This is a genomic window from Novosphingobium sp. G106, from assembly GCF_019075875.1.
Taxonomy (GTDB): domain Bacteria; phylum Pseudomonadota; class Alphaproteobacteria; order Sphingomonadales; family Sphingomonadaceae; genus Novosphingobium.
Genome location: NZ_JAHOOZ010000001.1, coordinates 3878725 through 3904852 on the forward strand (window position 1 = coordinate 3878725; position 26128 = coordinate 3904852).

23 protein-coding genes are annotated in these 26128 nt (G+C 66.3%); 10 read left to right on the forward strand and 13 right to left on the reverse strand.

What is annotated here, in order from left to right:
- The first annotated feature begins 14 nt into the window (after nucleotides 1-14).
- The gene (locus KRR38_RS18470; protein ID WP_217404328.1) at nucleotides 15-884 is read left to right on the forward strand and encodes a 3-hydroxyacyl-CoA dehydrogenase family protein; all 870 of its coding nucleotides are present in this window, start codon (nucleotides 15-17) and stop codon (nucleotides 882-884) included.
- 50 nt (nucleotides 885-934) lie between these two features.
- Nucleotides 935-1276: a hypothetical protein gene (locus KRR38_RS18475; RefSeq protein WP_217404330.1), complete on the forward strand. Its 342-nt coding sequence runs from the start codon at nucleotides 935-937 to the stop codon at nucleotides 1274-1276.
- Nucleotides 1277-1283: 7 nt separating this feature from the next.
- Here the strand turns inward: KRR38_RS18475 and KRR38_RS18480 are convergent, their stop codons facing one another.
- Nucleotides 1284-1520 carry a hypothetical protein gene (locus KRR38_RS18480; protein ID WP_217404332.1) on the reverse strand — a complete coding sequence of 79 codons (237 nt, stop codon included), beginning with the start codon at nucleotides 1518-1520 and terminating at the stop codon, nucleotides 1284-1286.
- Nucleotides 1521-1532: 12 nt separating this feature from the next.
- Nucleotides 1533-4115, reverse strand: a complete 2583-nt coding sequence (gene mutS, locus KRR38_RS18485) for a DNA mismatch repair protein MutS (RefSeq protein WP_217407331.1) — start codon at nucleotides 4113-4115, stop codon at nucleotides 1533-1535.
- 149 nt (nucleotides 4116-4264) lie between these two features.
- Between mutS and KRR38_RS18490 the strand changes: the two genes are divergently transcribed.
- Together KRR38_RS18490 and KRR38_RS18495 are read left to right on the forward strand one after the other, a co-directional pair.
- Complete coding sequence (locus KRR38_RS18490; protein WP_217404334.1) at nucleotides 4265-6526, forward strand: NADP-dependent malic enzyme; 2262 nt, start codon at nucleotides 4265-4267, stop codon at nucleotides 6524-6526.
- Nucleotides 6527-6607: 81 nt separating this feature from the next.
- The gene (locus KRR38_RS18495) at nucleotides 6608-7417 is read left to right on the forward strand and encodes an SDR family NAD(P)-dependent oxidoreductase (RefSeq protein ID WP_217404336.1); all 810 of its coding nucleotides are present in this window, start codon (nucleotides 6608-6610) and stop codon (nucleotides 7415-7417) included.
- A 10-nt stretch (nucleotides 7418-7427) separates the two neighbouring features.
- On the opposite strand, the gene KRR38_RS18500 is transcribed toward KRR38_RS18495, so the two are convergent.
- The 3 genes from KRR38_RS18500 to KRR38_RS18510 form a co-directional block, all read right to left on the reverse strand.
- On the reverse strand, nucleotides 7428-8192 hold the full coding sequence (locus tag KRR38_RS18500) for a sulfite exporter TauE/SafE family protein (protein ID WP_217404338.1): 765 nt from the start codon (nucleotides 8190-8192) through the stop codon (nucleotides 7428-7430).
- 80 nt (nucleotides 8193-8272) lie between these two features.
- Entirely contained in the window at nucleotides 8273-9493 is a 1221-nt protein-coding gene (locus KRR38_RS18505; RefSeq protein ID WP_217404340.1) for a phosphatidylserine/phosphatidylglycerophosphate/cardiolipin synthase family protein, read from the reverse strand.
- A gap of 7 nt (nucleotides 9494-9500) precedes the next feature.
- Complete coding sequence (locus KRR38_RS18510; protein ID WP_217404342.1) at nucleotides 9501-10214, reverse strand: tRNA (guanosine(46)-N(7))-methyltransferase TrmB; 714 nt, start codon at nucleotides 10212-10214, stop codon at nucleotides 9501-9503.
- Between the two features lie 135 nt (nucleotides 10215-10349).
- Here KRR38_RS18510 and KRR38_RS18515 point away from each other — a divergent pair, with 135 nt between their 5' ends.
- Entirely contained in the window at nucleotides 10350-10823 is a 474-nt protein-coding gene (locus KRR38_RS18515) for a hypothetical protein (protein ID WP_217404344.1), read from the forward strand.
- Here the strand turns inward: KRR38_RS18515 and KRR38_RS18520 are convergent.
- The 7 genes from KRR38_RS18520 to KRR38_RS18550 all read right to left on the reverse strand — a co-directional run bounded on the left by KRR38_RS18520 (nucleotide 10820) and on the right by KRR38_RS18550 (nucleotide 16476).
- Entirely contained in the window at nucleotides 10820-11026 is a 207-nt protein-coding gene (locus tag KRR38_RS18520) for a hypothetical protein (protein WP_217404346.1), read from the reverse strand. The genes KRR38_RS18515 and KRR38_RS18520 overlap by 4 nt on opposite strands.
- 131 nt (nucleotides 11027-11157) lie before the next feature.
- Nucleotides 11158-11853, reverse strand: coding sequence for a response regulator transcription factor CtrA (gene ctrA, locus KRR38_RS18525; RefSeq protein WP_217404348.1), 696 nt, complete (start codon nucleotides 11851-11853; stop codon nucleotides 11158-11160).
- 163 nt (nucleotides 11854-12016) lie between these two features.
- On the reverse strand, nucleotides 12017-13192 hold the full coding sequence (locus tag KRR38_RS18530; RefSeq protein WP_217404350.1) for an acetyl-CoA C-acyltransferase: 1176 nt from the start codon (nucleotides 13190-13192) through the stop codon (nucleotides 12017-12019).
- Nucleotides 13193-13213: 21 nt separating this feature from the next.
- Nucleotides 13214-13654, reverse strand: a complete 441-nt coding sequence (locus tag KRR38_RS18535; protein WP_217404352.1) for a MaoC family dehydratase — start codon at nucleotides 13652-13654, stop codon at nucleotides 13214-13216.
- 66 nt (nucleotides 13655-13720) lie between these two features.
- Nucleotides 13721-14827, reverse strand: coding sequence for an acyltransferase (locus tag KRR38_RS18540; protein ID WP_217404354.1), 1107 nt, complete (start codon nucleotides 14825-14827; stop codon nucleotides 13721-13723).
- 111 nt (nucleotides 14828-14938) lie between these two features.
- Entirely contained in the window at nucleotides 14939-16324 is a 1386-nt protein-coding gene (locus KRR38_RS18545; protein ID WP_309141083.1) for a putative O-glycosylation ligase, exosortase A system-associated, read from the reverse strand.
- Nucleotides 16321-16476, reverse strand: coding sequence for a hypothetical protein (locus tag KRR38_RS18550; RefSeq protein WP_217404356.1), 156 nt, complete (start codon nucleotides 16474-16476; stop codon nucleotides 16321-16323). The genes KRR38_RS18545 and KRR38_RS18550 overlap by 4 nt, the downstream gene beginning before the upstream one ends.
- Nucleotides 16477-16542: 66 nt before the next feature.
- On the opposite strand from KRR38_RS18550, the gene KRR38_RS18555 reads away from it, so the two are divergent.
- The gene (locus KRR38_RS18555) at nucleotides 16543-17766 is read left to right on the forward strand and encodes a TIGR04063 family PEP-CTERM/XrtA system glycosyltransferase (protein ID WP_217404358.1); all 1224 of its coding nucleotides are present in this window, start codon (nucleotides 16543-16545) and stop codon (nucleotides 17764-17766) included.
- A gap of 93 nt (nucleotides 17767-17859) precedes the next feature.
- Here KRR38_RS18555 and KRR38_RS18560 read toward each other — a convergent pair whose 3' ends face one another.
- The gene (locus tag KRR38_RS18560) at nucleotides 17860-18060 is read right to left on the reverse strand and encodes a hypothetical protein (protein WP_217404360.1); all 201 of its coding nucleotides are present in this window, start codon (nucleotides 18058-18060) and stop codon (nucleotides 17860-17862) included.
- Nucleotides 18061-18161: 101 nt separating this feature from the next.
- Here KRR38_RS18560 and KRR38_RS18565 point away from each other — a divergent pair, with 101 nt between their 5' ends.
- The 4 genes from KRR38_RS18565 to KRR38_RS18580 all read left to right on the forward strand — a co-directional run bounded on the left by KRR38_RS18565 (nucleotide 18162) and on the right by KRR38_RS18580 (nucleotide 26105).
- The gene (locus KRR38_RS18565; RefSeq protein ID WP_217404362.1) at nucleotides 18162-18602 is read left to right on the forward strand and encodes a hypothetical protein; all 441 of its coding nucleotides are present in this window, start codon (nucleotides 18162-18164) and stop codon (nucleotides 18600-18602) included.
- Nucleotides 18603-18820: 218 nt separating this feature from the next.
- Nucleotides 18821-23461 carry a glutamate synthase large subunit gene (gene gltB / locus KRR38_RS18570; protein WP_217404364.1) on the forward strand — a complete coding sequence of 1547 codons (4641 nt, stop codon included), beginning with the start codon at nucleotides 18821-18823 and terminating at the stop codon, nucleotides 23459-23461.
- Between the two features lie 19 nt (nucleotides 23462-23480).
- Entirely contained in the window at nucleotides 23481-24914 is a 1434-nt protein-coding gene (locus KRR38_RS18575) for a glutamate synthase subunit beta (RefSeq protein WP_217404366.1), read from the forward strand.
- 108 nt (nucleotides 24915-25022) lie between these two features.
- Nucleotides 25023-26105, forward strand: coding sequence for a helix-turn-helix domain-containing protein (locus KRR38_RS18580; protein WP_217404369.1), 1083 nt, complete (start codon nucleotides 25023-25025; stop codon nucleotides 26103-26105).
- Nucleotides 26106-26128 lie beyond the last annotated feature (23 nt).

Consider the following 26128-nt stretch of genomic DNA (forward strand, 5'->3'; position numbering starts at 1 on the left):
AAGGATTGTGTGAAATGAGTATCGTTGGCGTGATCGGTGCGGGCATGATGGGCCAGGGCATCGCCCAGACTTCCGCGCAATTCGGCCACCAGGTGCTGCTGACCGACATCTCGCTGGAGATCGCCGAGAAGGGCAAGGGCACCATCGCCAAGACGCTCGACAAGCTGGTCGGACGCGGCAAGCTCGATGCGGCCGAAGCCAAGACCGTGCTCTCGCGCATCACCCCCGTCGGCGAATATGCCCCGCTGAGCGAAGCCGACATCATCATCGAAGCCGCGACCGAGCGCGAGGAGATCAAGCACAAGATCTTCGAAGAGGTGGTGAAGCACCTCAAGGCCGATGCCATCCTCGCCTCGAACACCAGCTCGATCCCGATCACCCGCATGGCCGCGCGCGTGCCCGATCCCTCGCGCTTCATCGGCATGCACTTCTTCAATCCGGTCCCCGTCATGGGCCTGATAGAGATCATTCCCGGCCTGCCGACCTCGGCCGAGACCACGGCCAAGGCGCGCGCTTTCGCCGAGAGCCTCAAGAAGGAAGTCGTGCTGGCCGGCGACGAGCCGGGCTTCGTCGTCAACCGCATCCTCTGCCCCATGCTCAACGAGGCGATCTTCGTGCTCGGCGCGGGCATGGGTTCGATCGAGGACATCGACAAGGGCTGCCATATCGGCCTCAACCACCCGATGGGCCCGCTGACGCTGGCCGATTTCGTCGGGCTCGACACGCTGTTCGAGATCATCAAGGTGCTCTACGCGACCACCGGCGATTCCAAGTACCGCCCGGCCCCGCTTCTGGTAAAATATGTCGAAGCCGGCTGGATCGGCCGCAAGGTCGGTCGCGGCTTCTACGACTATACCGGCGAAAAGCCCGTTCCCACGCGCTGACGGGAACGCTCCCTTTGCCGGCTCGTTGAACCGGCAAAGGAGATGCGCGCATGACCGAAGGTCCCAAGAAGTTCGCCAGTTCTTCCCGTTTCAAGGGCGAGGACGACCAGACGGAAGAGCTCGCCCCGGAGAACCAGAACTCCGAGCAGGACGACGAGGATAGCCAGGCCCAGACTTTCGCCGACGAGGCGCTGGGCCGCTCCTCGGACGACTTCGGCCTCGACGACACCGAGAAAGTCTCGACCGGCGAGGACAGCGACGATGTCGAGGATCTCGTCGACCACATGAACCAGATGGTCCGCAGCGGCCGCATCGATAACGACGCCTACCGTGGCGAGCGCAACGATGACGACGAGGATGACATGTACGGCGAGGACGGCGAGGAAGACTGATCCTCGATCAGTGTGAGGTCTTCGCCCAAGGATTGACGTGGTGCTCGCCCTGCGCCGTCTGCGCCGGCTGTCCCATCATCGTCGCGACGGCCTCGGCCGCCTTTTTCTGGTCCACGCCATCGTCCTCACCCTGCCGCGGGATCGACCAGTAGGCGCCGGCGACGACGCTCAGCACGAACCAGACCGCGCGCCAGCGGCTGCGGAAGACGGTGGTGATCCGGGGACCGAACATGCGCGGAAGCATAGCGCGGCTCGGTTAATGATCCGTGCCTGCCTCGCGCTTCAATTCATAAAGCAGCTCGAGCGCCTCGCGCGGGCTCAGAGCATCGACGTCGAGCCCGTTCAGCCGCTCGCGGATGGTGTCGAGCTTTTCCGAATCCGCCTCGAAGGCAGCGGCAAACAGGGGCAGATCGCCTAGCCCCGCCGCCAGTCCGCCGGTTTCGGCGCGGCCCTTCTCCAGCCGGTCGAGCACGGTCTTTGCCCGCGAAAGTACCGGCTGGGGCACACCGGCGAGGCGCGCCACGGCCAGGCCATAGCTCCGATCGGCAGCTCCCTCAGCGAGTTCGTGCAGCAGCACCAGTTCGCCCTTCCACTCGCGCGCGCGAACGTGGTGCAGCGAGAGCGCCTCGCAGCTCTCGGCCAGCCGGGCGAGCTCGTGGTAGTGCGTCGCGAAGAGGCACCGGCAACGGTTGGCGTTGTGCACCGCCTCGACCACCGCCCAAGCCAGCGCCAATCCATCATAGGTCGAAGTGCCGCGCCCGACCTCGTCGAGGATGACGAAGCTGCGCTCGGTCGCCTGGCTGAGGATCGCCGCGGTCTCGACCATCTCGACCATGAAAGTCGAACGCCCGCGCGCGAGGTTGTCCGAAGCGCCGACCCGGCTGAACAGGCGGTCGACCAGGCCGATCTTCGCGCCGAGGGCAGGGACGAAACCGCCCGCCTGAGCCAGCAGCACGATCAGCGCGTTCTGCCGCAGGAAGGTGGACTTGCCGCCCATGTTGGGGCCGCCGACCAGCCACAGCCGGTCGTCCGCAGAGAGCCGGCAATCGTTGGCGACGAAACGCTCGCCCTTCACGCCCAGCGCCGATTCGACCACCGGATGCCGGCCGCCTTCGATCTCCAGGCAGGCGTGCTCGACGATCTCGGGCCGCACCCAGCCACCTTCGGCTGCGCGCTCGGCCTGCCCGGCGGATACGTCGATCCGCGCCAGGGCCTCGGCCGTCGCAGCGATGGCATGGCGCGAGGCAACCGCGGCGGCGACCAGTTCCTCGAAATGGGCTTCTTCGGCTGCCAGCGCGTGGCCGCCTGCCTCGGCGATGCGGCTCGCTTCCTCGTGCAGCGCCAGGGCATTGAAGCGCACCGCGCCGGCCATCGTCTGGCGGTGGGTGAAACCGCTGTCGGGCCGCATCAGCGCGTCGCCGTGCTTGGCCGGAACCTCGATGAAGTAACCGAGCACGCCGTTGTGCTTGATCTTGAGCGCTGCGATGCCGGTCTCGTCGCGGTATTTGGCTTCGAGCGCGGCGATGGCGCGGCGCGAATGGCTCGACGTATCGCGCAGTGCGTCCAGCGCCGCGTCGTAACCCTCGGCGATATAACCCCCCTGCCCGCGCTCGGTCGGCGGCGAAGGAACCAGAGCGCGGGCATAGAGATCGGTCAGCGCACCGTGTCCGCCGAGGCTGGGCAGCAGCCGTTCGAGCAGTACCGGCCGGTCGCCGAGCCGCAGCAGGTGATCGCGCACGCGCCGCGCTTCGGACAGGCCGTCGCGCAGCTGACCGAGATCGCGCGGGCTCCCACGGCCGGCGACGACACGCCCCAGCGCACGGCCGACATCGGGCGCTGCGCGCAGCACGGCGCGCAGATCCTCGCGCAGCAAGGCATCACGGTGCAGCCAGCCGACCAGTTCCAGCCGCTCGGAGATCGCCTGGACATCGGTCAGCGGCGCCGAGAGGTCTTCGGCGAGTTGGCGCGCGCCCGCGCCAGTAACGCAGCGATCGATCGCGTCGATCAGGCTGCCGCGCCGACCGCCCTGGCTGGAGGCGAGGATTTCGAGGCTGGAACGCGTCGCCTCGTCCATCGCCAGATGCGCCGCGCCCGTGCGCAGCGCCGGTGGCAGCAGTAGCGGCAAAGCGCCGCGCCCGACGTGGTCTAGATAGGCGACGAGTCCGCCCGCGGCCGCCAGCATCGCCCGCGTGAAGCTGCCGAAGCCGTCAAGCGTCGCGACTCCGTGCACAGCCTTGAGCCGCGCCTCGCCGCCGTCGCTGGCGAAATCGCGCCCCGGCCGCGGGATTGCATCCAGAGGCGCTTCCGGCCAGCCATCGGGCACGACGATCTCGCTCGCCCCCACCCGCGCCAGTGCCGCGCCGATCCGGTCGGGCGCGCATTCCTCGAGCTCCATGCGGCCGGTCGAGATGTCGCATGCGGCGATGCCGACGAGGCCACGGATCTCGCAGAACGCCGCCAGCACATTGGCCCGGCGCGGTTCGAGCAGGGCTTCTTCGGTGAGAGTACCCGCCGTGACGAATCGGACGATGTCGCGCGCGACCAGCGCCTTGGAACCGCCGCGCTTCTTGGCTTCCTCGGGCGTCTCGACCTGCTCGGCGATGGCCACGCGGCAACCGGCCTTGATCAGCCGCGCCAGATAGCCCTCGGCCGAATGGACCGGCACGCCGCACATCGGGATCGGCGCCCCGGCATGCTCGCCTCGGCTGGTCAGCGCGATGTCGAGCACCTGGGCTGCCGTCTTGGCGTCATCGAAGAACAGTTCGAAGAAGTCGCCCATCCGGTAGAACAGCAGGCAGTCCTGCGCCTCGGCCTTAAGGGCGAGGTACTGGGCCATCATCGGGGTGACGGCACTGGCGGGCTGCTGGCCGTGCATCTGCGCAGCGTTAGCCGCCAAAGACATGATTCGGAACGTCGGAGAAACAAGCTTTCCCCTATCGCGTCGCGCCGAGTTTGGTTAGGGCGTCAGGTGAAACGGGGAGACATCCATTGTCCGACGAAAGCAACGTTCGCTTCACCGAGCGCGAGGCGCTGTTCTACCACAAGACCATCCGCCCGGGTAAGATCGAGATCATCGCCTCGAAGCCGATGGCGACCCAGCGCGACCTGAGCCTGGCTTATTCGCCCGGCGTCGCCGTGCCGGTCCAGGCGATCTACGACGATCCGGCCACCGCTTATGATTACACCGCCAAGGGCAATCTGGTCGCCGTCATCTCCAACGGCACCGCGATCCTCGGCATGGGCAATCTCGGCGCGCTCGCCTCGAAGCCCGTCATGGAAGGCAAGGCGGTGCTGTTCAAGCGCTTCGCCGACGTCGATTCGATCGACATCGAGCTGGCCAGCGAAGACACCGATGCGCTGATCGAGGCCATCGCGATGATGGAACCGACGTTCGGCGGCATCAACCTCGAGGACATCAAGGCGCCCGAGTGCTTCATCATCGAGCAGACGCTGCGCGAGCGGATGAAGATCCCCGTGATGCACGACGATCAGCACGGCACGGCGATCATCGCCGCCGCCGGCCTGGTCAACGCCTGCTTCATCACCGGGCGCAAGTTCGAGGACGTCAAGGTCGTGGTCAACGGCGCCGGCGCTTCGGCGCTGGCCTGCACCGCGCTGATCAAGTCGATGGGCGTGCGGCACGAGAACGTGACCGTCTGCGACACCAAGGGCGTGATCTACAAGGGCCGCGAAGGCGTCGACCAGTTCAAGTCCGCCCATGCGATCGACACCGACAAGCGCACGCTGAAGGAAGCGCTCGTCGGCGCCGACATCTTCCTCGGCCTCTCGGCCAAGGGCGCGGTGACGCAGGACATGGTCAAGGACATGGCCAGGCAGCCGATCATCTTCGCGATGGCCAATCCCGATCCCGAAATCACGCCGCCCGATGCCAAGGCGGTGCGCCCCGATGCCATCGTCGCCACGGGCCGGTCGGACTATCCCAACCAGGTCAACAACGTGCTGGGCTTCCCCTTCATCTTCCGCGGCGCGCTCGACGTGCGGGCAACCGCGATCAACGAAGAGATGAAGATCGCCGCTGCCAACGCGATCGCCGAACTGGCACGCAAGCAGGTGCCCGAGGAAGTCGCCGCCGCCTATGGCAAGAACCATCAGTTCGGCGCCGACTACATCATCCCCGCTCCGTTTGACCCGCGGCTGATGGAAGTCGTCTCCTCGGCTGTCGCCAAGGCGGCAATGGATTCGGGCGTGGCGCAGAAGCCGATCGAGGATTTCGACGCCTATCGTCTCAGCCTGAAGGCGCGACTCAACCCGACGACCTCGGTGCTGACCAACGTCTATGCCCAGGCCAAGGAGAACCCCAAGCGCGTGGTATTCGCCGAGGCTGAAGAAGACGTCGTGCTGCGCGCGGCGATCCAGTTCCGCGACTTCGGCTATGGTGTCCCGGTACTCGTCGGTCGCACCCAGGCGGTCACCGACAAGCTGCTCGAGCTGGGCATCAGCAATCCCGACAGCTTCGAGATCCACAATTCGACCACCTCGTCGCATGTGCCGGCGATGGTCGCATACCTCTATGAGCGCCTGCAGCGCCGTGGCTTCATGGAGCGCGACGTGCGCCGCATGGTCAACCAGGATCGCAACGTCTTCGCCTCGCTGCTCGTCGCACTCGGCCACGGCGATGCGATGATCTCGGGCGTCACGCGGCCGTTCTCGCAGACGGTGCGCGAAGTGCGCCAGGTGCTCGACCCGAAGGAAGGCGCGCTGCCTTTCGGCATCCACCTGACGATCGCCAAGAACAACACGGTGTTCATCGCCGATACGACGATCAACGAGCGGCCCTCGGCGGAAGACCTCGCGCATATCGCGACCGAGACCGCCGCGGTCGCGCGCCGGCTGGGCCACGAGCCGCGCGTCGCCTTCCTCTCGTTCTCGACCTTCGGCAATCCGGCCGGGCGCTGGCTCGACAACATCCGCGACGCGGTGACGATCCTCGACGCACAGAACCCGGGCTTCGAATACGAGGGCGACCTTGCTCCCGACGCGGCGCTCAACCCCAACATCATGAAGAACTATCCGTTCTCGCGCCTGTCGGCACCGGCGAACGTACTCGTCATGCCGGGGCTGCAGTCGGCCAACATCTCGGCCAAGCTGCTGCGCGAACTGGGCGGCAACACCACGATCGGGCCGATGCTGATCGGCATGGAAAAGCCCGTCCAGATCGCCCCGATGACCGCAATCGCGCCCGACGTGCTGACCCTGGCAGTGCTCGCCGCCGCGGGAATCACGGGCTGATCGCGGCCAGAATCGCGGACTGAGATTGCGCTTCGCGCGGTTGTCGTCGATCCTCTTCGTCAACGATTGACGGGAGAGGATATGACGACACGCCGCGTGGCGCTGCTCCAGCATGCCGGGGGCCTGGCCAACCCCAGCCTCGCGCGCCGGCTGGCACGGTCCGGGCACGACCTCGTCGTCCACGCCCCGCGCGAGGGCATGGTCGCGGAGCTCCTGAGCCTCGGGGCCTCGGTAGAGGTCATCGATGCGGACGAGGTGCCGCTCGAAGGGCCGCGTTCCAGCGGAATGCCGGAGGGCGCGCATATCCTCGTCGAGCGCACGCTCGCGCGGTTCGGGCGGCTCGACGCGGCAGCGCTGATCCCGCCGTTCGGCAGCAGCGTCGGCTCGATCCGCGGCCGACTGCTCGATGCGCCGCGCGAGCATATCGCCGCAATGGGCCCATTTCTCGAGACGACCAGCCACATCCTGCGCGCCGTGATCCCGGCCATGCAGGCCAACGGGCGCGAAAGCGGCGGACAGATCCTGGTCTTCACCAGCGATTCGGGCGCACGCCCCGAAGCGGGCTGGTCGCTCTACGGCGCGGCGCGCGCCGGGCAGAACTTCCTCGTCCGCGCGGTGGCGCTGGAGCACGCGGCCGAGGGCATCCAGATCAACGCCTTGGGATCGAAGAACGCGATAACCGCGGGCTTTCCCTATGCGCCGCCGGATGCCGCCACCGACGGCGAGATCACGCTGGGCGACTGGGCCAAGCCGCTAATGGACCAGTCACCCATGGGCCGGCTCGGCACGATGGAGGAAATTGCCGCCTTCGCGATCTCGCTGCTCGACGGCAGCAACCGCTTCCAGACGGCGCAGTACTTCTCGTTCTCGGGCGGCTGGAGCGAGCTCTAGGCCCCGACCTTCAGGCCCAGGCGCGATAGACGCCATAGGCGCTGGTCAGTGTCAGGACGATACCGACGAGGATGAGCATCTGCTTGGCCGGGAAATGCTTCGCCGCCCAGGCACCGAGCGGCGCGGCCAGCAGGCCGCCGATCAACAGACCGAGCGTCGCGCCCGCCAGGTCGGCAATGCCGAGGTTCCAGATGAACACCGCCGAGACGGTGATCGTCAGGAAGAATTCGACCGAATTGACCGTGCCGACGACCTTGCGCGGATCGGCGCCCTGGATCAGCAGGTTCGAAGTCACAACCGGCCCCCAGCCGCCGCCGCCCGCGGCATCGAGGAAGCCGCCGACGAGACCGAGCGGCGCGATTAGCTTCGCTTCCTTGATCTGCGGCGGATAGAAGAAACCGCGCCACAGCAGATAGAGGCCGATGCCGGCCAGATAGAGCAGCACAAACGGCTTCACCAGCGACGCGTCGAGGGAAGTCAGGATGTAGGCACCGAGAATACCGCCTGCCATGCCCGGCAGCAGCAAGCTGAAGAACAGCCGCTTGTCGATATTGCCATGAAGCAGGTGGCTGATCCCCGAAGTCGCCGTGGTGAAGCATTCTACGAGGTGCACGCGCTGCGATGCCAGCGCCGGCGGCACGCCCAGCACGCCGACCAGCAGCGTGTTCGAGATCACCCCGAAAGCCATGCCCAGTGCTCCATCTACGAGCTGCGCGGCAAAGCCGACGCCGATGAAGGGCAGCAGCGCTTCGAAGTCCAAAAAACTAAATTGCATCACGGCCCCCAAAACGCGAGTCGCGCCGCGTTAGGCGAGAATTTTGGCGATACGGCGAAAGAAATTCTTTGATTGGACGATCAGTGGGCTGGCACCGGCCGCTCGGCGATCGCCGCTTCCAGCCCCTTGGCATAGGCCGAGGTCCAGGCCTGACGGTGCAGCGCCTCGATCCGCCCCGCCATTTTCCGATTGCGCAGCACGACCTCGAGATTGCGCGAATGGTCGAGATAGCCACCTTCCCAGTTGCTGGTCCCGATCCAGGCCGTCGCGCCGTCGATCGTCATGACCTTAGTGTGGACCACGCGGGCATAGGGAATGGGTCCGGTCGAGGCCTCGGGTATGCGGATCACGCGAATCTCGACATTGGGTACCGCAGCCAGGCTGCGCAACGAGGGCAGGCGCGCGGGCGACAGGCTCCAGTCGGTGATCAGCAGGTGCACCTTGACGCCGCGGGCCGCGGCCGCGCGCAAGGCATCGTCGATCACGCGGTAGGGCCCGCCGTCGCGCGCGAGGGCCGCATAGAGCATGACCTCGACATCGATCGAACGCCGGGCCTTCGCGATCAGACGCGGAAGGGCGGCTTCGGAATCGCCGACGCCGGCCGGATCGAAGCGGCCCGGACTGGCGAGGAGAAAAGCCGGCCGCCCTTCGTCTCCGCTATCGTCGGCCGCGCGCAATTCGGGCACGGGCAGTCCCTGCGCCAGCCGCTCCTGCGCGAGCCAGTCCTGCGCGAAGATCGCTCGCATCTGCCCGACGATCCGCTTGTCGTCGATGCGCAGGCCCGTCTCGTCGATATGTTCGAGCGCGCGCCAGTCGAAGTTGTGACTGCCGACATAGGCCTCGCGCCCGTCGACCACGAAGAATTTCGCATGGATGATCCCCCCGCCCGCGACCTTGCCGAAATCGAGCAGACGGAAGGTCAGGTTGGGAATCGCCTTCAGCCGCGCGAGCGTGGCCTCATCCGAAGCGCCGAGCCCCTTCTCCTCCATCAGGAAGCGGATCTTCACGCCGCGCCGGCCCGCCGCCTCGAGCGAGGCGAGCACGTTGTCGAGCGGTTCGCCGGTCTTGCCCGCGACATAGTACTGCTCGAAGTCGATGGTGTCGCGCGCCTGGTCGATCATCTGGCACCAGACGACCACCGCATCGCGCACATCGGGCGTGTCGAGCGTGGTTTCGACGGGCGCTGTGCGCACCAACTCGAACCCCGGGATGCGGACGTCGGCGCTCGCATGACCCGCGTCGCCGAGGAAAAGTGCGACCGCGCAGGTCTTCGCCAACGAAGCTTTGAACCTGCCGATCATTCCGCACCTATTTCCGCTTGAACCGAAAGTACCAGACCTCGTGGCCCAGCGTGCGCGCCTTGGCTTCGTAGCGGGTTTCGGGCCAACCGCCGGGGCGGCGCTGGAAGTCGGCCGGCTTGTCGCAGAGCCAGTCGAACGCGTCACGATGGCGGCGCATGACCATCAGCGCGTGGCGCAGGTAGACCGGGTGATCGGTGCCGAAGCGGAACTCGCCGCCGGGCTTGAGCTTGGCGGCGATCAGGTTCAGCGGCCCGTCGTTCATCATACGCCGCTTGGCGTGGCGCGCCTTGGGCCAGGGATCGGGATGGAGCAGATAGACGAAGGACAGCGCGCCGTCCGGTATCCGCGCCAGCACTTCCAGCGCATCGCCGTGGTGAATGCGGACATTGCCGAGCGGCGTACCGGCGCCGTTGTCGCCATCGACATGGGTCAGCGCCTGGGCGACGCCGTTGAGGAAAGGCTCGGCGCCGATGAAGCCGTGGTCGGGCAGCAGGTCGGCACGGTAGGCCATATGCTCGCCGCCGCCGAAGCCGATTTCGAAATGCAGCGGGCAGGCATGGCCGAACAGCCGCTCGGCCGTGACCTCGCCTTCGAGCGGCACCGCGATGCGCGGCAGCAAGGTATCGACCAGCCCCTGCTGGCCCTTGCGCAAGGGCTTGCCCTTCGCGCGGCCATAGAGCCGGTTGAGCGTGGTCGGGTCGCCGGGCTTGTTGGCAGTCATGGGGCGCGCGACTGGCAGCAAACGGCGCGTGGGTCAACGCGGATGGGTAGGCGTCCGCGGTGTCGGGGAGTCCGGTCAGTCCGCTTTCGATCGGCAAATATAGAAAAGCAGTCCTTTTCCATCTACTCTGAGACAATGCTGCTCACCCTATTGGCTTCCGCCATCACACCACTTGAACCCTGGCTTTCATTCCGACGCGAGCCGTCGTTTCAACAGCCGATGGTCGTAGAAGTCGGGACATTGCATGCGGAAGGCCCGACAGCATATTGGTTCAAGCTTACAACGCATAAGGGCGACGGGAGGACTATCCAGTGGACCGACACCAACCGCTGCCCAGCTGCACGTTCGGTTTTGCGCGCAGTTCGTAACTTGGAAATGCCGCGTGCCACAGTTCCATTTCTCGACAACGATGATGTCGTAGTTACTGCTGACGGGGTTTTCTACGAGTTGCTGGGCGATGCGGCATACGGCGACAGCAGTGCCTACAGCTTCAAAATCAGTTCGAACACTGGCACGCCGCTCGCAAGATGGGTTGATGAAAGCTTGGCAACGCTTTCACAGTGCTGGTCACAGGACGAGCCTCGGCAAGCTGCCAAACGACCGACTTAGAGCCGGTTTACACGCTGGGGAATGACGGAAAAGTCGGCGGCAGCGGCCTCGGACGCCGGGCTCATCATCCGCCGATCCGTCATTTTTCGCTTTCCTACACGAATGAGTTTCCGCACACAGCGCGCGCTCTTTCTCATGGTTGCAAGCCGCTGTTTTATGACAACGAATTTGCCGCGCGCCGGCGCGGTGGCAAACTTCGCCATGCGTCATACGTGTGAAGTTCGACCTGTGGCCGTTGTCGGCGCTAACGCCCGCCCAAACGAAAACGGCCCGTTGCCTAGGCAACGGGCCGCTCTTCGACCGGAGAGAGAGTGTTAGTCGAGGAGGGGGTAAATCAGGCCGCTTCGGCGCGCTCGTCGGGATCGCGCAGGACATAGCCGCGGCCCCAGACGGTTTCGATGTAGTTGGCGCCGCCGCAGGCATGGGCAAGCTTCTTGCGCAGCTTGCAGATGAACACATCGATGATCTTGAGCTCGGGCTCGTCCATGCCGCCGTAGAGGTGGTTGAGGAACATTTCCTTGGTGAGCGTCGTGCCCTTGCGGAGCGAGAGCAGCTCCAGCATGGCATATTCCTTGCCCGTCAAGTGAACGCGGGCGCCATCGACTTCGACGGTCTTGGCGTCGAGGTTGACGATCAGCTTGCCGGTGCGGATGACCGACTGCGAATGGCCCTTCGAGCGACGGACGACCGCATGGATGCGGGCGACCAGCTCTTCGCGGTGGAACGGCTTGGTGACGTAGTCGTCAGCGCCGAAGCCGAAGCTGCGGACCTTCGAATCCATTTCCGAAATGCCCGACAGGATAAGCACCGGCGTCTGCACCTTGGCGACGCGGAGCTTCTTCAGCACGTCGTAGCCGTGCATGTCCGGCAGGTTCAGGTCGAGCAGAATGATATCGTAATCATAGAGCTTGCCCAGATCGAGGCCTTCCTCGCCCAGGTCGGTCGAATAGACGTTAAATCCCTCGGCCGTAAGCATCAGCTCGATGGCCCTAGCCGTAGTGGGCTCGTCCTCGATCAGCAGCACGCGCATGCGAATCCCCTTGTTTCCGCCCGAAAAATTGCAAGACTGACCCCCCGGTCGGGGTCCTCGTAATCAATTAACCATAGGACGTATGAAGAGAAAAGGTTAATTTCTTCTAAACGCGATCCACAATCGTTTCCGCTTCGCTAACGGTCCGCCGCAAATCCGCTGCCTAGAGCACTTCGAGCAGCCCGGCCGCGCCCATGCCGCCGCCGATGCACATCGTCACCACGACATGCTTCGCGCCGCGGCGCTTGCCTTCGATCAGCGCGTGCATCGCGCAGCGCGCGCCGGTCATGCCATAGGGATGGCCGATCGCGATCGAGCCGCCGTCGACGTTGAGCAGGTCGTTGGGGATGCCCAGCTTGTCGCGGCAATAGACGACCTGGTCGGCGAAAGCCTCGTTCAGCTCCCACAGGCCGATGTCCTGCATGTTCACGCCGAACCGGCTCAGCAGCTTGGGGACGGCATAGACCGGACCGACGCCCATCTCGTCAGGCTCGGTGCCGGCCACGGCCAGGCCCACGAAGCGGCCGAGCGGGGCTAGGCCCTTCTTTGCCGCGAGCGCGCCTTCCATCACGACCAGCGCGGCCGAGCCGTCCGAAAGCTGGCTGGCATTGCCCGCGGTGACAGTGCCGCCGGGAATCACGGTCGGCAGGCCGGCGAGCGTTGCCAGCGTCGTCTCGGGACGGTTGCCTTCGTCCTTCGTCAGCGTGACCTCTTTCTTGCTGGTCTCGCCCGTGGCCTTGTCGGTGACGCTCATCGTCGCGGTCGCCGGCACGATCTCGGCATCGAAACGACCGGCCGCCTGCGCCGCCGCGGTGCGCTGCTGCGATTGCAGCGCGTACTCGTCCATCGCCTCGCGGCTAATGTTGTAGCGCTGGGCGACGACTTCCGCGGTCTGGAGCATCGGCATATAGGCCGCTTCGCGCATACGGATCAGGTCACGGTCGAACTCGACGCGGAAGTCCTTGGTCTGGACCGTACTGATCGAATCCTGGCCGCCGGCGACGACGACGTCCATACGGTCCATCACCACCTGCTTCGACGCCGTCGCCAGCGCGATCAGACCCGAGCCGCATTGCCGATCCAGGCTCATGCCGGCGACGGTCACCGGCAGGCCGGCGCGCAGCGCCGCCAGCCGGCCGATGTTGAGCGCCTGTCCGCCCTGCTGCAGCGCCGAGCCCCAGACGACGTCCTCGATCTCACCGCCGTCGATCCCGGCGCGCTCGACGGCTGCCATGATCGACAGCGCGCCGAGCGTCGGCGCGGCAGTGGCGTTGAACGCCCCCTTGTAGGCGCGGCCGATCGGCGTGCGAGCGGCGGCTACGATGACGGCGTCACGCATGGGACCTCTCCTTGGCTGTTCTTATACGAAGTGCATGAAGATCCATTCGGCGAGCAGCGCCGGCTTGTCCTCGCCCTCGATCTCGATCGACGCCTCGACGGTCTGCTGCCACTGGCCCGGACGCTTTTCGACGAGTTCGAGCAGCTTGAAATGGCCACGGATGCGCTTGCCCGACTTCACCGGCGACAGGAACCGCACCTTGTTGAAGCCGTAGTTGACCGACATCTGAACCTCAGGCTTGTCGAGCCCGGACATCATCGGCGCGAGCATCGAAGCGGTGAGGAAGCCGTGGGCGATCGTCTGGCCGAACGGAGTCGCCTTGGCCGCTTCGGGATCGACATGGATGAACTGGTGATCCTCGGTGGTGTCGGCGAACTTGTCGATCCGCGCCTGGTCGATCAAGTACCAGTCCGAAGTGCCGATGACTTCACCGACCTTGGCCGCCATATCCTCCAGCTTCATCCGTCCGATCTCCTGCTTGCGCTGCAGCGACAGTCATGGACCAAGCATGTACGCCGCGCAACGCGGCTACTCGGCAGGTATGGCGCTTTCCCGCCAGGGCCAGCGCGGCGTGTGACGGTTCATCCAGCGCTGCGCCGGCTTCTCGACGCCGTGGTAGAGGGCAATCGACGAGGCGAGCACCAGCACGAGGAAACCGGCGAGCCCGCTCCAGCCGATCTGCGGCGCGGCGTGGCTGACGACCAGCTTGAAGGCCAGGAACAGGAACGTGTGCGCAAGATAGGTCGAATAGCTGACCTCACCCAGATAGCGCAGCGCCCGGCCGCCTAGCGCGCCGATGATGGCGCCCCGGCCTAGCGCAAGCGCGAGCAGGCCCGCGGCGAAGCAGGTCGGGACGAACATCGTCTCGGGGAGACCCAGGTGAAGCCCCATCCCGAGCGCGCCGAGGCAGACGGCAAAGGCGATCTTCGCGCCGTGCGCCGCGCCGCGCCAGCGCAGCCAGACCAGGCACAGGACGTTGCCGAGCGAGAATTCCAGCAGGCAGCGGACAAGGCCCAGCCGCGAGATGTCAGCCCCGAGGATGGTATCGTCGTCGGCCCAGAAGTAGAGCGCGATCGCGCTCAGCAGCGCGAGACCCAGCGCGAGCAGCGCCGCGGTCGGCAGGCGTTCCCATTTGGCCGCCGCGATCACGAGCGGAAAGACGAGATAGGCGGCCATCTCGGTGCTGATCGACCAGGCCGGGTCGTTCCAGGTCAGCCCTGGGGTGAAGCCCCAGTTCTGGATCAGCAGCACATGCAGCGGCAGTTCGGCGAGCGGGTAGAACGAGGCATCGCGCCCGACGGCGACGAACGAGGGCGCGAAGACCACGAACAGGCCGAGAATGAACAGGTGCAGCGGCCAGATCCGCGCGATCCGGCGCCAGAGAAACTGGCCGGCCGCCGCCACCCCGCCTTCACGCAGCCGCGGCGCGTAGTTGTACCAGAGCACGAAGCCCGAGAGGATGAAGAACAGGTCGACCGCGAGATAGCCCTTTGCCAGCACCGCAATCACCGCGGCGGGCAGGATGCCGGTGAGAGCATCGCGGATATGATAGAGTACGACCAGCCAGGCCGCGACCCCACGGATGCCGGTCAGCGCGTCGAGGTGCGCGGGGGCGGTCCGATCAGCTGGCTGCATATGTAGCCGCATCGCGCCTCTGCGCCGTCGTATCGCCCGTCGAGCCCTTCATACCGCGGCTGCGGTAGCGTGAACTTTTGCGGAATGCGACCAGATAGATGTAACCGGCGATCAAACGCCCAACGTTCCATCGGGGGCCACCGCAGGCGCGAGTTTCGGCTTTGCCGCCTCACCAATCCGCCGCCGCGCGGGCTCGTCGATGCGCTTGAGATAGGTCCAGAGCCCGCACTGCAGGCCAATCAGCATGAGGATGAACGGCTGGTAGGCGACGCCGATGAACAGCGCCCCGACCATATAGGCGACGTGGGAGAGTTGCAGGGCATTGGCCAGCGGCGCCTGCCACTGCTCGTCGGGTCCGGTCCGCCGGCTCCACTTCCAGCGGATACGCTCCATCTGCCAGATGCCCGAGAGCTGCAGCCAGAGCCAGAGGATGAGCCCCGGATAGCCCTGCTCGCCGAGCATCTCGAAATAGCCCGAGTGATAGGCGCGGCCGGCATCCGTGATGTAGGTGGAGCCGACTTCGGCCGTGTCGCCGCTGCCCTCGACCGTCTTCTTCTGATAGCGGATCTTGTTGCCCATATAGGCGTTGAACCCGCCGCCCATCGGGTGATCCTGCACGTAGTTCAGCGTCCAGCCCCAGACGGCGACGCGCGTGGAGGCCGATTCGTCTGCCTCGTGGTTCTCGATCGTGTTCATGCGATCGGTGTAGCTCTTGGGCAGGAAGGGGATTGCCACCAGCACCGCAATGGCGCCGAGAGAGCCATAGAGGAAGCGCCGCTTGGCGGTGCGCAGGCTCAGCACGGCCATCGCACCCAAACACAACAGCCCCGTGCGGGCCTGGGTGCCGATCGGGATGAGCAGGCAGGCGAAAGCCAGCGCCAGCCCGAAAACCACGACCATCCAGTTCTTCGGAAAGATCGTCCCGTGACGCACCAGCCAGAGGATCAGCGGCAGGATCGAGATCGCCGCCATGGCCAGGATCGAGCCTTCGTAAAGGCCGGTGTTATTATCGACGAACAGCTTGAGCGAACCGTAACCGCCGCCGCCGAGCGCGGTCTTCATGCCGCCGTCGATGATGATGGCCGCGATCGAAAGGACCATGACCAAAGCCACCGCCTCGATCCGCAGGCGCGTGCGCAGGGTCAGCGGCAGGAAGATCGCGAAGAGCAGCGCCTTCCACACCCAGTCCCACTTGGCCGCAGCCTCGACCGGGAAATCGGCGACCAGCGTGGTGTAGCCGCAATAGACCAGCAGCAGCGCGAGGATCGCCTGCCGGTAGTTGAATCGCGAATCCGTCTTGTCGTCGAGCGCCAGCCAGCCGCCGAAGGCCGCGACGAAGACCATCAGCGAGATCGGGATCTGCGCGAGCAGGTGCCACGAGATCTTCTGCGGCGCGACGATGTCGATATAGAGGTAGGCGAGCACCCAGAGGAACGGCCGTTTGAAGCCGAGCGCCAGCAAGCCCATGGCAAAGACGAAAAGGCCGTAGTCTGTCACTTGAGCCGCATCCCGCGCCGCGACTGCGCCTGCTCTTCCGGCACCGGCTCGGCCTTGGGCGGATCGCGATCGAGATCGGCGCGCTGGATCAGCCGCCAGGCGGCAAGCGCCAGCAGCCCGTGCGTCAGGACAAGGGCGAAGAGATCGACCATCGTCCCCCCTGCCCTAGCAAGCCGCGGTTGACGGGCCGTTAAGCGTTATCGGCTTAGGGAAGCGCCATGCTCAAGGTGCTGCACGTCCTCGACCATTCGCTGCCGCTGCACAGCGGCTACACCTTCCGCACGCGCGCCATCCTGAAGGCGCAGCAGGCGATGGGGATCGAACTACGCGCGATCACCGGCCTGCGCCATTCGGCAGAAGGCCCGGACGTCGAGGAAATTGACGGGATAACCTTCCACCGCACGCCCGGAGAAGCCGGCGGCCCGCCGGGCCTGCGCGAATGGCGCGAGATCGGGCAACTGGCGACGGCGATCGACAAGCTTTGCCGCGAATGGCGCCCCGACGTGCTGCACGCCCACTCGCCCGCGCTCTGCGGCGAAGGCGCGCTGCGCGCCGCTAAGCGGCTCGGCATTCCGGTGGTCTACGAGATCCGCGCCTTCTGGGAGGATGCCGCGGTCGGCAACGGCACCAGCCGCGAGGGCTCGGCCAAGTACCACCTGACGCGCCAGCTCGAGAACCACGTCGTCGGCAGCGTCGGCGCGGTGGTGACGATCTGCGAGGGGCTGCGCGGCGACCTGATCGAACGCGGCTTCAACGCCGAGCGCATCTCGATTATGCCCAACGGGGTCGACCTCGCGATGTTCGGCACACCCGTCCCGCGCGACGCTGCGCTGGCGGCCGAACTCGGGCTCGGAGACGGTCCGGTGATAGGCTTCATCGGCAGCTTCTACGACTACGAGGGCATCGACGACCTGATCGCGGCGATGCCCGCGCTCGTCGCGCGCCAGCCCGATGCCCGCTTGCTGCTCGTCGGCGGGGGGCCCCGCGAGGCTGCGCTGAAAGAGCAGGCGCAGGCCTCGCCCGCGGCAGCGGCGATCCGCTTCGTCGGCCGCGTGCCGCACCACGAGGTCGAGCGCTATTACGCGCTGACCGACATCATGGCCTATCCGCGCAAGAAGAGCCGGCTGACCGATCTTGTCACGCCGCTCAAGCCGCTCGAAGCCATGGCGCAGGACAAACTCGTAGCCGCCTCGGACGTCGGCGGGCACCGCGAGCTGATCACCGACGGCGTCACCGGACGGCTGTTCGCGCCCGACGATCCCGCCGCCTGCGCGGAAGCTCTGGCGCTCCTGCTCGAGGAACGCGGCGCCTGGGACGCCTACCGGAAGGCCGGCCATGTCCACGTCGAAACCCGCCATGACTGGGCGCGCAACGTCGAACGTTATCAAGTCGTTTACCAAACATTGCTAGGAATCGCGCCACTATCCGCGCACGCCGCCTGAGCGGGAAGCGCCGAGAAAACGGGGCTAGAGAATCGTGGCAGAGCCAGACAGCAAGCAAGCCGATCGTCAGCGGGCCAGTCAGCCGATCACCCGTCATCCGTTGTTCCCGGCCATTGTCGCCTTGTGGTTCGCCACGCTGCTCGGCGTCGGCAGCCTGCTGCTCCGGACATCGCTGGTCGAAAGCGCGGTGGTTGCCAGCCATCTCGACGCCCTGATCCCCGCCGCCGCACCGCCGCTGGGCACGACCGCTCGGCTGATGCTCGCCGGGTTGCTCGGCATTCCGGGCGGCGTCATCGGCTGGATCCTGGCGAAGCGCCTCGGCGCCCCCCAGGAAGGCCGGTCCGCAAGTATTCAAGGTCGCCGAGACCGATCTCGGCGGCGAGCAATGGCCCGGCGTGGCCGAAGTGCCGGCCTCGGCCGAGCCCGTGGCCGCCGAAGCGGCGCCCTCGCTCGACCCGTCGAGCCTTGTTGCGGTTGTCGAGGAAGAGAGCTCCCTGCCGGCCGCCGAAGCGGCCATCGTGCAGGAGGTGATCCCTGCGCCCCGCAGCCACACCGCAGCGCAGCGTATTGTCACCGCGGACCTCGCCGACCTGTCGCATGTCGAACTGGTCGAACGCCTGGCGATCGCCTTGCAGCGCCGCGAGGAATTGCGCGGCTCTACGCGGGATGAAACGGATGAAGCCGCCGGCCCCGTGCTCCATTTTCCCGACTTCGCCGACCGGCGCCAGGCCCGCCTGAGCCCGCCGCCCGCGCAATCCCGCCCCGTTCAGCTGGAAACCGAAAAAGCCCTGCGCGCAGCCTTGGCCCAGCTCGATCGGATGAGCGGCACCGCCTGATTCCGCGCGAAGCGGCTGAGATCACCGCACAATCGTTGCCGAATCGCGCCGCAGCCGGCGCGCCGGGGCCTCGTTTCCCGTCTTCGCGGTTGCAAAAATTACTTCCTGTCGTCATGGGGGACGTTCGCGCTCCCGTGCCGTTTTCCTGGCGTGGTGAGTCGCGCTTACGGGGCCGTTAGCCGCGCAAGGCGACCGGCCGATGACAGGATGGTTTATCGATGGGATTTCCTCAGCCCCAGGGGCTCTACGATTCGCGTAATGAACACGACGCCTGCGGTGTAGGCTTCGTCGCCCATATCAAGGGCGCCAAAAGCCATGCGATCGTTACCCAGGCGCTGGAGATTCTGAAAAACCTCGATCACCGCGGCGCCGTCGGCGCCGACCCGCTGCTGGGCGACGGCGCCGGCATCCTGATCCAGATGCCCGATGCGCTGTTCCGCAAGTGGGCAGACGGCGAAGGCCTGACGCTGCCCGCGGCCGGCGACTATGCCGTCGCCATGTGCTTCCTCCCGCAAGACGAAGCTGCGCGCAATTTCGCCATCGCCCATTTCGAGGAATTCATCGCCAAGGAAGGCCAGCACCTGATCGGCTGGCGCGACGTGCCGACCACGCTCGACGGGCTCGGCAAGGCCGTCGTCGCCTCGATGCCCGTGGTGCGCCAGTGCTTCGTCGGCCGCGGCGAGAACATCGCCGACCAGGACGCCTTCGAGCGCAAGATCCTGGCGATCCGCAAGCAGGCGCAGAACCCGCTGGCCGCGCTCGCGGTCAAGCATGACCTGCCGACGCTCGACGAGCTCTACATGCCGAGCTTCTCGAGCCGCACGATCGTCTACAAGGGCCTGCTGCTCGCAACCCAGGTCGGCTCGTTCTACGACGACCTGCGCGATCCCGACTGCGTCTCGGCGCTCGGCCTCGTCCACCAGCGTTTCTCGACCAACACCTTCCCCAGCTGGAAGCTGGCGCACCCCTACCGCTTCATCGCCCATAACGGCGAGATCAACACCGTGCGCGGCAACGTCAACTGGATGAACGCGCGCCGCCGCACGATGGAATCGGAGCTGCTCGGCCCCGATCTTGACAAGATGTGGCCGCTGATCCCGCACGGCCAGTCGGACACCGCCTGCCTCGACAACGCGCTCGAGCTGCTGCTCGCGGGCGGCTACAGCCTCGCCCATGCGGTGATGATGCTGATCCCCGAGGCTTGGGCGGGTAACCCGCTGATGGATTCGAAGCGCCGCGCCTTCTACGAATACCACGCCGCGCTGATGGAGCCGTGGGACGGCCCCGCCGCCGTCGCCTTCACCGACGGCCGCCAGATCGGCGCGACGCTGGACCGCAACGGCCTGCGCCCCGCGCGCTTCCTCGTCACCGACGACGACCTAGTCGTCATGGCCTCGGAATCGGGCGTTCTGCCGATCAAGGAAGACAATATCGTCCGCAAGTGGCGGCTTCAGCCAGGCCGCATGCTGCTGATCGACTTCGACGAAGGCCGGATCATCGAGGACGAGGAAATCAAGGCCCAGCTCGCCGGCGCCGAACCTTACGAGGAATGGCTGCAGGCGGCGCAGTACAAGCTCAAGGACCTCGAAGTCGTCGAGCCCGAGCTGGCCGAGCTGCCGGTCGAGACGACCAGCCTGCTCGATCGCCAGCAGGCATTCGGCTACACGCAGGAAGATACCAACAAGTTCCTCGAGCCGATGGCCGCGAACGGAGACGATCCGATCGGGTCGATGGGCACCGACACGCCGATCGCGGTGCTGTCGAACCGCTCGCGCCTGCTCTACGACTATTTCAAGCAGAACTTCGCCCAGGTCACCAACCCGCCGATCGATCCGATCCGCGAGGAGCTGGTGATGAGCCTGGTGTCGATGATCGGGCCGCGCCCGAACCTGCTGGGCATGGACGCGGGCAGCCACAAGCGCCTGGAGATCGACCAGCCGATCCTGACCAACGAAGACGTCGCCCGCATCCGCTCGATCGAAGCGGCGCTCGACGGCGCGTTCCGCACGCAGACCATCGACATGACCTGGGATGCCGCCACCGGCGCCGAAGGTCTGGAGATGGCGATCAAGGAGATGTGCTGGTCGGCGACCGAGGCGGTCCTGGCCGACAAGAACATCCTGATCCTCTCGGACCGCGCGCAGGGGGCCGACCGCATTCCGATGCCGGCGCTGCTGGCGACGGCGGCGGTGCACCACCACCTCGTCCGCCAGGGCCTGCGCATGCAGACCGGCCTCGTCGTCGAGACCGGCGAAGCGCGCGAAGTGCACCACTTCTGCGTCCTCGCGGGCTACGGCGCCGAAGCGATCAACCCCTATGTCGCCTTCGAGACGCTCGAGGACATCCGCAGCCGCAAGCTGCCGCATCTTGAAGAGAAGCAGGTTCGCAAGAACTACATCAAGGCGATCGGCAAGGGCGTGCTCAAGGTGATGTCCAAGATGGGCATCTCGACCTACCAGTCCTACTGCGGCGCGCAGATCTTCGACGCCGTGGGCCTGTCGACCGACTTCATCGAGCAGTACTTCACCGGCACCGCGACGACGATCGAGGGCGTCGGCCTGCTGCAGGTGGCGGAAGAGGCGGTGCGCCGTCACGCTGCCGCCTATGGCGACAACCCGATCTACACCAACATGCTCGACGTCGGCGGCATGTACCAGCTGCGCCTGCGCGGCGAGGAACACGCCTGGACCTCGACCAACATCGCCGCTCTGCAGCACGCGGTTCGCGGCAACCTCCCCGAGAAGTACCTGGAGTTCGCCCGGACGATCAACGACCAGTCCGAGCGGATGCTGACGATCCGCGGGCTGATGGACCTCAAGAAGGCCGACAAGGCCATCGAGCTCGACGAAGTCGAGCCGGCGAGCGAGATCGTCAAGCGCTTCGCCACCGGCGCGATGAGCTATGGCTCGATCAGCTGGGAAGCGCACACGACGCTGGCCGTGGCGATGAACCGGATCGGCGGCAAGTCGAACACCGGCGAAGGCGGCGAGGATCCCTCGCGGTTCAAGCCGATGGCCAACGGCGATTCGATGCGCTCGGCGATCAAGCAGGTCGCCTCTGGCCGCTTCGGCGTGACCGCCGAATACCTGGTCAATTCGGACGACATCCAGATCAAGATGGCGCAAGGCGCGAAGCCCGGCGAGGGCGGCCAGCTGCCCGGCGACAAGGTCGACAAGACCATCGGCGCCACGCGCCACTCGACCCCGGGCGTCGGCTTGATCAGCCCGCCACCGCACCATGACATCTACTCGATCGAGGATCTGGCGCAGCTGATCCACGACCTGAAGAACGTCAATCCGGTCGCGCGCATCTCGGTCAAGCTCGTCTCCGAAGTCGGCGTCGGCACGGTCGCCGCGGGCGTCTCGAAGGCGCGCGCCGACCATGTGACGATCTCGGGCTACGAAGGCGGCACCGGCGCTTCGCCGCTGACCTCGCTGACTCACGCTGGATCGCCCTGGGAGATCGGCCTTGCCGAGACCCAGCAGACGCTGTTGCTCAACAACCTGCGCAGCCGCATCGCGGTCCAGGCCGATGGCGGCATCCGCACCGGGCGCGACGTTGCCATCGCGCTGCTGCTCGGCGCCGACGAGATCGGCTTCGCCACGGCGCCCCTGATCGCCGCGGGCTGCATCATGATGCGCAAGTGCCATCTCAACACCTGCCCGGTCGGCGTCGCCACGCAGGATCCGGTGCTGCGCGCGCGCTTCACGGGCGCGCCCGAGCATGTGATCAACTACTTCTTCTTCGTCGCCGAAGAGCTGCGGTCGATCATGGCCGAGATGGGCTTCCGCACGATCGCCGAGATGACCGGCCGGGTCGACCGGCTCGATACGCGCAAGGCGATCACCCACTGGAAGGCGCAGGGCATCGACCTGTCGAAGCTGCTCTACCAGGCACCGCTGGGCGAGGGCCCCTCGCTTAACTGGAGCGAGACGCAGGACCACGGCCTCGCCGCCGCACTCGACAACGATCTGATCGCGGCATCGGCCGATGCCATCGACAAGCGCGAAGCCGTGCGGATCGAGCGCCCGGTGATCAACGTCAACCGCACGGTCGGCGCCATGCTCTCGGGCGAAGTCGCCAAGAAGCACGGCCATGCCGGCCTGCCCGACAACACGATCAACGTGCGCCTGACCGGCGTCGCGGGGCAGAGCTTCGGCGCCTTCCTCGCGCACGGCGTGACGCTGGACCTGACCGGTGACGGCAACGACTATGTCGGCAAGGGCCTGTCGGGCGGCCGCGTGATCGTGCGCCAGCCGGGTCACGTTAACCGTGAGCCGACCGAGAACATCATCGTCGGCAACACTGTGCTCTACGGCGCGATCGCGGGCGAGGCCTTCTTCAACGGCGTCGCCGGCGAGCGCTTCGCGGTGCGCAATTCGGGCGCGATCGCGGTGGTCGAAGGCTGCGGCGATCATGGCTGCGAGTACATGACCGGCGGCACCGTCCTGGTGCTCGGCAAGACCGGGCGCAACTTCGCCGCGGGCATGTCGGGCGGCGTCGCCTATGTCTACAACCCCGACGGCGTCTTCGCCGACCTCTGCAACCAAGCCATGGTCGACATCCTGCCGATCTCGGCCGAGCGCGACGAGGAAGACGGTGCAGGCCGGCCGCAACAGCGGACCAACGGCGTGCACGACAACGGCATGGGCGACATGCTGCGCCACGACGCCGAACGCCTGCGCGTGCTGCTCGAACGGCATCATCTCCACACCGGCAGCAAGCGCGCCCGCGCGCTGCTCGACGACTGGGACAACTCGCTGAAGCAGTTCGTCAAGGTGATGCCGCGCGACTATGCGCGCGCGCTCAAGCAACTCGAGGCCGAGCGGCGCGAAGCCGCTTCGGTGGCCGCGGAATAATCAGGGGCTATTACGCAAGATGGGTAAGGAAACCGGCTTTCTCGAGCTCGACCGTTCGGACCGCACTTATGGTCCGGTCGCCGACCGCATAAAGCACTACAAGGAATTCATCGTGCCGCTGCCGGAGAGCGATCTCCGCGCGCAGGCTTCGCGCTGCATGAATTGCGGCATTCCTTATTGTCACAACGGCTGTCCGGTGAACAACATCATCCCGGACTGGAACCACCTGACCTACGAGGGCGACTGGAAGAACGCGCTGGAAGTGCTGCATTCCACGAACAACTTCCCCGAGTTCACCGGCCGCATCTGCCCCGCGCCCTGCGAGGCAGCCTGCACGCTGAACATCCAGGACCAGCCGGTCACGATCAAGTCGATCGAATGCGCGATCGTCGACAAGGGTTGGCAGGAAGGCTGGATCACGCCGCAGGTGCCGACCCAGCGCACGGGCAAGACCGTCGCGGTCGTCGGCGCCGGCCCTGCCGGCCTCGCCGCCGCGCAGCAGCTCGCCCGCGCCGGCCACTCGGTCACCGTGTTCGAGAAGAACGACCGCGTCGGCGGCCTGCTCCGCTACGGTATTCCCGACTTCAAGATGGAAAAGCATCTGATCAACCGCCGCGCGGTGCAGATGGAGAGCGAAGGCGTCCAGTTCCGCACGGGTGTGGAAGTCGGAGTAACCGTATCGGTTGCTTCGCTGAAGGAGAACTTCGACGCGATCGTCCTGTCGGGCGGTGCCGAGGATGCGCGCAAGCTGGAGATCCCGGGCGCCGAACTGCCCGGCGTGCGGCTGGCGATGGAATTCCTGACCCAGCAGAACAAGCGCAACGCCGGCGACGATGAATTACGCGCCGCGCCACGCGGATCGATCACCGCGACCGGCAAGAACGTCGTCGTCATCGGCGGCGGCGACACCGGTTCGGACTGCGTCGGCACCTCGATCCGCCAGGGCGCCAAGAGCGTCACCCAGATCGAGATCATGCCCAAGCCGCCGGAGAAAGAGGCCAAGGCGCTGTCCTGGCCGAACTGGCCGCTGAAGCTGCGCACCTCGTCGAGCCACGAGGAAGGCGTCGACCGAGACTGGGCGATCCTGACCAAGCGCGTCGTCGGCGACAACGACGTCAAGGGCCTGGAATGCGTCCGCGTCGAATGGGTCGATGGCGCGATGAAGGAGATCGAAGGCAGCGAGTTCGTGCTCGAAGCCGAACTGATCCTGCTCGCCATGGGCTTCGTCGGCCCGCTCAAGCAGGGTCTGCTCGACCAGGCGGGCGTTGCGCTCGACGGCCGCGGCAACGTTGCGGCGAACGTCACCGACTATCAGACCAGCGACCCCAAGATCTTCGCCTGCGGCGACATGCGCCGCGGCCAGAGCCTGGTCGTCTGGGCGATCCGCGAAGGCCGCCAGGCCGCTCGCGCGGTCGACGAGGCGCTGATGGGAACGAGCCAGCTGCCGCGCTGAGGCCGTCGGATCGCGCAAGGAATTGGGGCGTGCCGCGAGGTGCGCCCCTTTCTTTTAGGGCGATCCGAGCCGCTTTCGCCGCGACGCGATAGATCCTAGCCTGAAGCGATGGCTCCGCTGGCGACATTTGAGGTCCTGATTCGCGGCGGAGCGATCGCGCTGTTCGTGTTGTGGATCGGCGTGCTGTTACGCCAGCAACGCGGATCGCCAGCCGGTCGCGTTGCGATCACGATGAACGTCAGCATCCTCGCCTACCTCGTCGCACCCCTGTTCGGACCGGGGCCGGTCGGACATCCGGCTTTCATGGCCTTCGATCTCGTTTCGGTCATGGCGCCGGTGCTGTTCTGGCTGTTTGCCCGCGCATGGTTCGAAGACCGGGCGCATATCGGCCGGCGGAGCTGGGGGCTGGTCGTCGGCTATGCCCTGCTGCCCAGCTGCCAGCTGACGCTGATGATCGCCAGCGGCCGGATAAACCTGGTGCTCTGGATCCTGAGCAAGGCGGCCATGTTCGGCTTCACGATTGCCGGAATCTGGATCGCCTGGCGCGGACGGTCGGACGATCTCGTCGAGGAACGGCGCAACCTGCGCCTGCTGCTCGTGGGCGCGATCGGCGCCTTCACCCTGTGGGTGACCGCCTTCGAGATGGCGCGACACGGCAGCGAACGCCACGACCTCGGCCACATCGGGACGATCGTCGCCATTCTCATGACCACGCTCGGCGTATCCATCGCCATGTACGGCTTTCGCCCAGCGGACCTGTTCGCGGCACCCGCGCCCGCGACCGAACCGCCCGAGGATGGCGAACCGGCTCCGGCGATGTCCAGACTGGCCGCGCGCCTGCTCTCGGTCATGGCCAACGAGCGCCCTTACCGCGCCGAAGGATTTGCGATTGCGGCGCTCGCACAGCGGCTCGGCGAGCCCGAGTATCGGCTGCGGCGGACGATCAACGGGGAACTCGGCTACCGCAACTTCACCGCTTTCCTGAACGGCTTCCGCCTGGACGAAGTGCGCGAGGCACTCGCCGATCCGGCGCAGCGCGACGTACCTATCCTGACCGTCGCGATCGACGCGGGTTTCGGCTCGATCGGTCCGTTCAACCGCGCCTTCCGCGAGGCCGAGGGCATGACGCCCAGCGAATACCGGGCCGCCCGGCTCGCCGGCAAACCGATGGCCGATTCCGAAATCGGCTAGCCGAATTTGGATTCCGCGGCGCC

Excerpts from the sequence above, each read along its gene's own strand:
- KRR38_RS18470 (WP_217404328.1), top strand. The coding sequence starts at position 15 with ATGAGTATCGTTGGCGTGATCGGTGCGGGCATGATGGGCCAGGGCATC.
- KRR38_RS18475 (WP_217404330.1), top strand. The coding sequence starts at position 935 with ATGACCGAAGGTCCCAAGAAGTTCGCCAGTTCTTCCCGTTTCAAGGGC.
- KRR38_RS18480 (WP_217404332.1), bottom strand. The coding sequence starts at position 1,520 with ATGCTTCCGCGCATGTTCGGTCCCCGGATCACCACCGTCTTCCGCAGC.
- mutS (WP_217407331.1), bottom strand. The coding sequence starts at position 4,115 with ATGATGGCCCAGTACCTCGCCCTTAAGGCCGAGGCGCAGGACTGCCTG.
- KRR38_RS18495 (WP_217404336.1), top strand. The coding sequence starts at position 6,608 with ATGACGACACGCCGCGTGGCGCTGCTCCAGCATGCCGGGGGCCTGGCC.
- KRR38_RS18500 (WP_217404338.1), bottom strand. The coding sequence starts at position 8,192 with ATGCAATTTAGTTTTTTGGACTTCGAAGCGCTGCTGCCCTTCATCGGC.
- KRR38_RS18505 (WP_217404340.1), bottom strand. The coding sequence starts at position 9,493 with ATGATCGGCAGGTTCAAAGCTTCGTTGGCGAAGACCTGCGCGGTCGCA.
- KRR38_RS18510 (WP_217404342.1), bottom strand. The coding sequence starts at position 10,214 with ATGACTGCCAACAAGCCCGGCGACCCGACCACGCTCAACCGGCTCTAT.
- KRR38_RS18515 (WP_217404344.1), top strand. The coding sequence starts at position 10,350 with ATGCTGCTCACCCTATTGGCTTCCGCCATCACACCACTTGAACCCTGG.
- KRR38_RS18520 (WP_217404346.1), bottom strand. The coding sequence starts at position 11,026 with ATGGCGAAGTTTGCCACCGCGCCGGCGCGCGGCAAATTCGTTGTCATA.
- ctrA (WP_217404348.1), bottom strand. The coding sequence starts at position 11,853 with ATGCGCGTGCTGCTGATCGAGGACGAGCCCACTACGGCTAGGGCCATC.
- KRR38_RS18530 (WP_217404350.1), bottom strand. The coding sequence starts at position 13,192 with ATGCGTGACGCCGTCATCGTAGCCGCCGCTCGCACGCCGATCGGCCGC.
- KRR38_RS18535 (WP_217404352.1), bottom strand. The coding sequence starts at position 13,654 with ATGAAGCTGGAGGATATGGCGGCCAAGGTCGGTGAAGTCATCGGCACT.
- KRR38_RS18540 (WP_217404354.1), bottom strand. The coding sequence starts at position 14,827 with ATGCAGCCAGCTGATCGGACCGCCCCCGCGCACCTCGACGCGCTGACC.
- KRR38_RS18550 (WP_217404356.1), bottom strand. The coding sequence starts at position 16,476 with ATGGTCGATCTCTTCGCCCTTGTCCTGACGCACGGGCTGCTGGCGCTT.
- KRR38_RS18555 (WP_217404358.1), top strand. The coding sequence starts at position 16,543 with ATGCTCAAGGTGCTGCACGTCCTCGACCATTCGCTGCCGCTGCACAGC.
- KRR38_RS18560 (WP_217404360.1), bottom strand. The coding sequence starts at position 18,060 with ATGACGCCGCCCGGAATGCCGAGCAACCCGGCGAGCATCAGCCGAGCG.
- gltB (WP_217404364.1), top strand. The coding sequence starts at position 18,821 with ATGGGATTTCCTCAGCCCCAGGGGCTCTACGATTCGCGTAATGAACAC.
- KRR38_RS18575 (WP_217404366.1), top strand. The coding sequence starts at position 23,481 with ATGGGTAAGGAAACCGGCTTTCTCGAGCTCGACCGTTCGGACCGCACT.
- KRR38_RS18580 (WP_217404369.1), top strand. The coding sequence starts at position 25,023 with ATGGCTCCGCTGGCGACATTTGAGGTCCTGATTCGCGGCGGAGCGATC.